The organism is Pseudomonas sp. 39004 (assembly GCF_028682155.1).
Classification (GTDB): Bacteria; Pseudomonadota; Gammaproteobacteria; order Pseudomonadales; family Pseudomonadaceae; genus Aquipseudomonas; species Aquipseudomonas capeferrum.
Map to the genome: position 1 here is coordinate 1 of NZ_JANIAG010000260.1, position 5,061 is coordinate 5,061.

The 5,061-nt window shown below is 61.0% G+C and carries 6 protein-coding genes; 3 read left to right on the forward strand and 3 right to left on the reverse strand.

Going from position 1 to position 5,061, the window contains the following annotated elements:
* On the reverse strand, positions 1-946 hold a 946-nt coding region (gene xenA / locus NP534_RS25485), incomplete at its 3' end, for a xenobiotic reductase XenA (protein ID WP_274100557.1).
* Between the two features lie 50 nt (positions 947-996).
* Between xenA and NP534_RS25490 the strand changes: the two genes are divergently transcribed.
* Entirely contained in the window at positions 997-1,332 is a 336-nt protein-coding gene (locus tag NP534_RS25490) for an ArsR/SmtB family transcription factor (protein ID WP_186658358.1), read from the forward strand.
* Between the two features lie 65 nt (positions 1,333-1,397).
* Here NP534_RS25490 and mqo read toward each other — a convergent pair whose 3' ends face one another.
* Entirely contained in the window at positions 1,398-3,035 is a 1,638-nt protein-coding gene (gene mqo / locus NP534_RS25495; protein ID WP_033699799.1) for a malate dehydrogenase (quinone), read from the reverse strand.
* A 316-nt stretch (positions 3,036-3,351) separates the two neighbouring features.
* Positions 3,352-3,543: a DUF4223 family protein gene (locus NP534_RS25500; protein ID WP_027594641.1), complete on the reverse strand. Its 192-nt coding sequence runs from the start codon at positions 3,541-3,543 to the stop codon at positions 3,352-3,354.
* A gap of 204 nt (positions 3,544-3,747) precedes the next feature.
* Here NP534_RS25500 and NP534_RS25505 point away from each other — a divergent pair, with 204 nt between their 5' ends.
* Complete coding sequence (locus tag NP534_RS25505) at positions 3,748-4,365, forward strand: LysE family transporter (RefSeq protein WP_274100558.1); 618 nt, start codon at positions 3,748-3,750, stop codon at positions 4,363-4,365.
* Positions 4,366-4,829: 464 nt separating this feature from the next.
* Positions 4,830-5,061, forward strand: a 232-nt coding sequence (locus NP534_RS25510; protein WP_274100559.1) for a hypothetical protein, incomplete at its 3' end; no start/stop codon positions are given.

Below are 5,061 nucleotides of genomic sequence, written 5' to 3' on the forward strand. Positions count from 1 at the left end.
CTTGCAACGCGGCCTCAGCCAGTTGCGGTGTGCCAAAGCCCCACGCCGAAGTCACCGGCAGCTTCGCCTCACGGCGCACACGCTCGGCAATCGGCCCCATGAACGCCGGGCCCCACGGGATGTTGGTCTCAGGAATGGTGAAACCGACACTTACGCTCAGCAGGTCAAGGCCGCCAGCCTTGAAGCGGCGCGCCAGTTCGATCGACTCTTCCAGGGTCTGCTCGTCGCGGCCATCGTATTCCAGCACACCAAAACGCGCGGTCAACGGCAGGTTCTCTGGCCATACTTCACGCACCGCAGCCAGCGTTTCCAGCAGGAAGCGGCTGCGGTTCTCGAAGCTGCCACCGTAGGCGTCGGTGCGCTGGTTGGTGTGTTCGGAGAAGAAGCTCTGGCCCAGGTAACCGTGGGCAAAGTGCAGTTCGATCCATTCAAAACCCGCGTCCCGCGCACGGCGTGCAGCGTCGACGAAGTCCTGCTTGACCCGGGCGATGTCGCCCAGGGTCATTTCGCGCGGCACTTTCGGCAGGTGAGCACCGAAGGCAATGGCCGACGGGGCGATGGTGTCCCAGCCACGGGCGTCGTCGGCGGCGATGTGGTCGTCACCTTCCCAGGGGCGGTTGGCGCTGGCCTTGCGCCCGGCGTGGGCGATCTGGATGCCGGGCACCGAGCCTGCGGCCTTGATCGCCTGCACCACCGGCACGAAGGCTTGGGCGTGGGCGTCGCTCCAGATACCGGCACAACCGGGGGTGATGCGCCCTTCCGGCGCCACGGCGGTGGCTTCGACCACCAGCAGGCCGGCACCACCTCGGGCCAGGCTGGCCAGGTGCACGTGGTGCCAGTCGTTGATCATGCCGTCCTCGGCCATGTACTGGCACATCGGCGGAATGGCGATGCGGTTGCGCAGGGTGACGTCCTTGAGGGTGTAGGGTTCGAACAATGCGGACATGGGGAAGCTCCCGGGTTATCTGAATACGATAGTTCGATCATAATCGAACTATGGCAATAATTGAAAGGCCCGTTATCATGTCGACCATGCGAGCCTACAAACATCCCAACCCTGAAGACCTGATTCTCGAGCGCCTGCTTTACGCCCTGAGCGACCCCGTGCGCCTGGAGATTGTGCGCCACCTGGCGGGCGTGGCGGAGGCCAGCTGCGGCGAGCTTGACGGCGGGCGGCCGAAGTCGAGCATGTCCCACCATTTTCGCGTCTTGCGCGATGCGGGGCTGGTGCACACGCGCAACGTCGGCACTACCCACATGAATTCGCTGCGCAGCGAAATGCTCGACGAACGCTTCCCTGGGTTGCTGGAGTGCATTCTGCGTCAGCGGTAGTCCCGTGCTGGCCAAAAAAAAAGCCACGAGGTCACCCCCGTGGCTTTCGATTACAACAATGGGGCTTACAGCGCCATGTCGTTCTCAGGCTTGCTTTCTACCGGCTCGCTCGGCGCGTTGCCGAAATCAACGCTGGCGTCGATCACTGGCGGCTTCTCCAGCTGCAGCACTTCAGCGGTGTAGTTCCACTCTTTCTGCGTGGCCGCAGCCGAATCATTCAGCTTGGTACCGTAGCTTGGCACGATCTCTTTGATCTTGGCCTGCCACTCTGGCGTCGCCACTTTCTCTTTGAACACGGTCTCAAGCACATTGAGCATGATCGGGGCCGCGGTCGAAGCACCTGGCGAGGCGCCCAGCAGGCCGGCGATGGTGCGGTCTTGGGAAGCCACCACTTCGGTGCCCAGCTTCAGCACGCCACCCTTCTCGGCATCACGCTTGATGATCTGCACGCGCTGACCGGCCTGCCACAGGCGCCAGTCTTCTTTCTTGGCGTTGGGGAAGTAGGTGCGCAGCGCTTCGAAGCGGTCGTCGTCAGACAGCATCAGCTGGCCAGCGAGGTACTCGACCAGCGGGTACTGTTCGATACCGACCTTGGTCATCGGCCACACGTTGTGCAGCGTGGTGCTGCCCAACAGGTCGAGGTACGAGCCGTTTTTCAGGAACTTGGTCGAGAACGTGGCGAATGGCCCGAACAGGATCACGCGCTTGCCGTCCAGCACGCGGGTGTCCAGGTGCGGTACCGACATGGGCGGCGCGCCGGTCGAGGCAATGCCGTAGGCCTTGGCCATGTGCTGCATGGCAACGGTCGGGTTCTCGGTCACCAGGAACGAACCACCCACCGGGAAGCCGGCGTATTCCTTGGCCTCCGGGATGCCCGACTTCTGCAGCAGCTTCAGCGCGCCGCCGCCGGCACCGATGAACAGGAACTTGGCGTCGGTGGCCGACTCGGTACCGTCCTTCAGGTTCTTGTACTCGACGTGCCAGGAGCCGTCCTTGTTACGGGTGATGTCCTGCACTTCGCTGGACAGCTTCAGGTCGAACTTGTCCTGGGTCTTCAGGTGGCCAACGAACTGGCGGGTGATCTCGCCGAAGTTGACGTCGGTGCCGATCGGCGTCCAGGTCACGGCCAGCTTCTGGTTCGGGTCGCGCCCTTCCATCATCAGCGGGACCCACTTGGCGATCTGCGCGTGGTCCTCGGAGTACTGCATCGGGCGGAACAACGGGCTGGCCTGCAGCGCGTCGTAACGCTTCTTGAGGAACTTGATGTTGTCATCGCCCCAGACGAAGCTCATGTGCGGGGTGCTGTTGATGAACGAATGCGGGTTCTTCAACACACCCTGGCGGACCTGCCACGACCAGAACTGGCGGGAGATCTGGAAGGCTTCGTTGATTTCGATGGCCTTGGTGATGTTGACGTTGCCGTCTTTGTCTTCCGGGGTGTAGTTCAGCTCGGCCAGCGCGGAGTGGCCGGTACCGGCGTTGTTCCAGCCGTTGGAGCTTTCTTCGGCGACGCCGTCCAGGCGCTCGACCATTTCCATCGACCAGCTCGGCTCCAGCTCGTGCAGCCAGACAGCCAGGGTGGAACTCATGATGCCGCCGCCGACCAGCAGCACGTCGACTTTCTTGGTTTCTGCCGCGTGCGCTTGCATGACGCTCGCCGCGACAGCCAGACCCAGCAAGGTCTTGCCAGCTTTCTTGAACATTGATTGATTCCAATGGTTAGCACGTAAGGAAGGCCTAGGCGGGGCCTTGTATTTCTCTGTCCTTCAGCGCGCGCTTGTTATTGGTCATTGGAGTCAGCAGCCAAGAGAAACAGTGAACGCTCAGCCGTTGGTCGAATTGACCGGCCATCGCTGAAACGTTTTTCCGATTGTAACCCAATTGCCAGCACAAACAAATTGAGGGGGTTCGCGTCAAGGCGGCAGGTTGTCCCAGGGGGAAAACAAAAGACCCCGGCCACTTGCATGGCCGGGGTCTTTGGATCACGTCGCAAGCGTCGCGATCAGGGTATCGCCAAGATTACTGCGGCTGAGGCAGTTTATCGATTGGGCCGCAGCCACCGATGACCTTGGAGATGGAAACCGAAGGGTGGAACAGGTAGTCGTACGAGCAGTTCTTCTGCTGGTTGTAGACTTGGCCAGTGCAGCCGGACAGCAGGGCAACGCCCGAAACGACAGCAACAGCAACAGTGGCTTTCAACAGCTTTTTCATACAAAGTCCTTTAAATGAATCGTCGGCCATCGTGCTGATGGCGCCCGGATCATACAGAACCAAGGCATTGGATCCAAGTCGTGCGGGCCGCGATGTAACAATACGTCGCGTTATCGCAGTATTAACCGACAGTTGAAAAGTAGGCCGCCACGGAAGATAGTCTGTCGTTCTGCCTCACACCTGCACGCTTACAGGAGTTTCCCCATGCTCGGTGTTACCGACTACGGCGCGTTCGTCATCGCCTTCATCATCGTCCTGGCCATCCCCGGCCCGGGCAACTTTGCCTTGATCACGGCGACCGGCAAAGGCGGCATCAAGGCTGGCATGGCGGCGACCTGCGGGGTGATCCTGGGTGACCAGGTGCTGCTGTGGCTGGCCGTGGCGGGCGTTGCCACCCTGCTGGCCGCCTACCCTGCCGCGTTCCATGTGGTGCAGTGGGCGGGCGCTGCGTACCTGGCCTACCTGGGGCTGCGCATGCTGCTGAGCAAACCCGGCGGCGCCCCGCGTGCAAGCCGCATGGACAACGGCCACTACTTGCGCCAGACCATGATGATCACCTTGCTCAATCCCAAGGCGATCATGTTCTACATGGCGTTTTTCCCGCTGTTCGTCGACCCGGTGAAGCACCAGGGGCTGGTGACCTTTGGCTTCCTGGCGGCGACCGTGGCGGTGGTGACGTTCCTGTATGGGCTGATTGCGGTGGTGTTGACCCACAAGCTGGCTAAACGCATGCGCGCGAATCCCCGGATTACCAACCTGTTCGAGCGGTTGGCGGGGGTATGCCTGGTCGGGTTCGGGATCAAGCTGGCGGCGATGCGCTGAGGGTTTTCCTACAAGGCTTGCGCTGCCCTGTAGGAGCTGGCTTGCCCTGCGATGGGCCGCAAAGCGGCCCCAGGATCTATCCAGCAAACCAAAACCAACAGGTCAGCCCAGTATTCATTCCCTGAACGATAAAAGACGGCAACTGAGCCTTCCGCCCTACAGCTAACCTTCAGTTTTTTCCCCTATCTTGTAGTCCATTTCCCAAACATACTCCCAACCCGCTCAAACGGTTGCTAGTGCTTGGGTCGCGCTCTAGTCTCGCCGTGTCGTTGCCACTGTAGCGACCGGCTTTGACAGGCCGTCCCGACTTAAGAACTCACTTGCAGCGCTTAATGGCAGCTGTACATGGGGCACACTCGTGTGCGCCGGGTTCCTTGGGTCACCGGTCTGTCAACCCATGTATAGCTGCCTCCATTCGTTTGACAGCGTTAGCAGGCAGCTCCACCTGACTCAAGGAGCTGTATATGCGCAAGATAGTCCCCGATCCGCCCTACTCCCTCGATGCCTCTCAAATCCTGCAGGACACCCTGATCCAATCCACAGAGTACGTCCTCTGCGCCCTGTCCGTAGCCCGTCAGTCCGTGCAACTCAAACCCACCTCCCCCAGCTCGATCGTGATGCAGGCGGTCATCCACGAGATGGAAGCCGTACAAAGCCTGGTGGAGTCCGCCTTGATGCAACTGCAGATGCAGCCGC

What these genes read in the sequence shown, in the direction of transcription:
- NP534_RS25505 (WP_274100558.1), top strand. Translation starts at nt 3,748, where the DNA reads ATGCTCGGTGTTACCGACTACGGCGCGTTCGTCATCGCCTTCATCATC.
- NP534_RS25490 (WP_186658358.1), top strand. Translation starts at nt 997, where the DNA reads ATGGCAATAATTGAAAGGCCCGTTATCATGTCGACCATGCGAGCCTAC.
- mqo (WP_033699799.1), bottom strand. Translation starts at nt 3,035, where the DNA reads ATGTTCAAGAAAGCTGGCAAGACCTTGCTGGGTCTGGCTGTCGCGGCG.
- NP534_RS25500 (WP_027594641.1), bottom strand. Translation starts at nt 3,543, where the DNA reads ATGAAAAAGCTGTTGAAAGCCACTGTTGCTGTTGCTGTCGTTTCGGGC.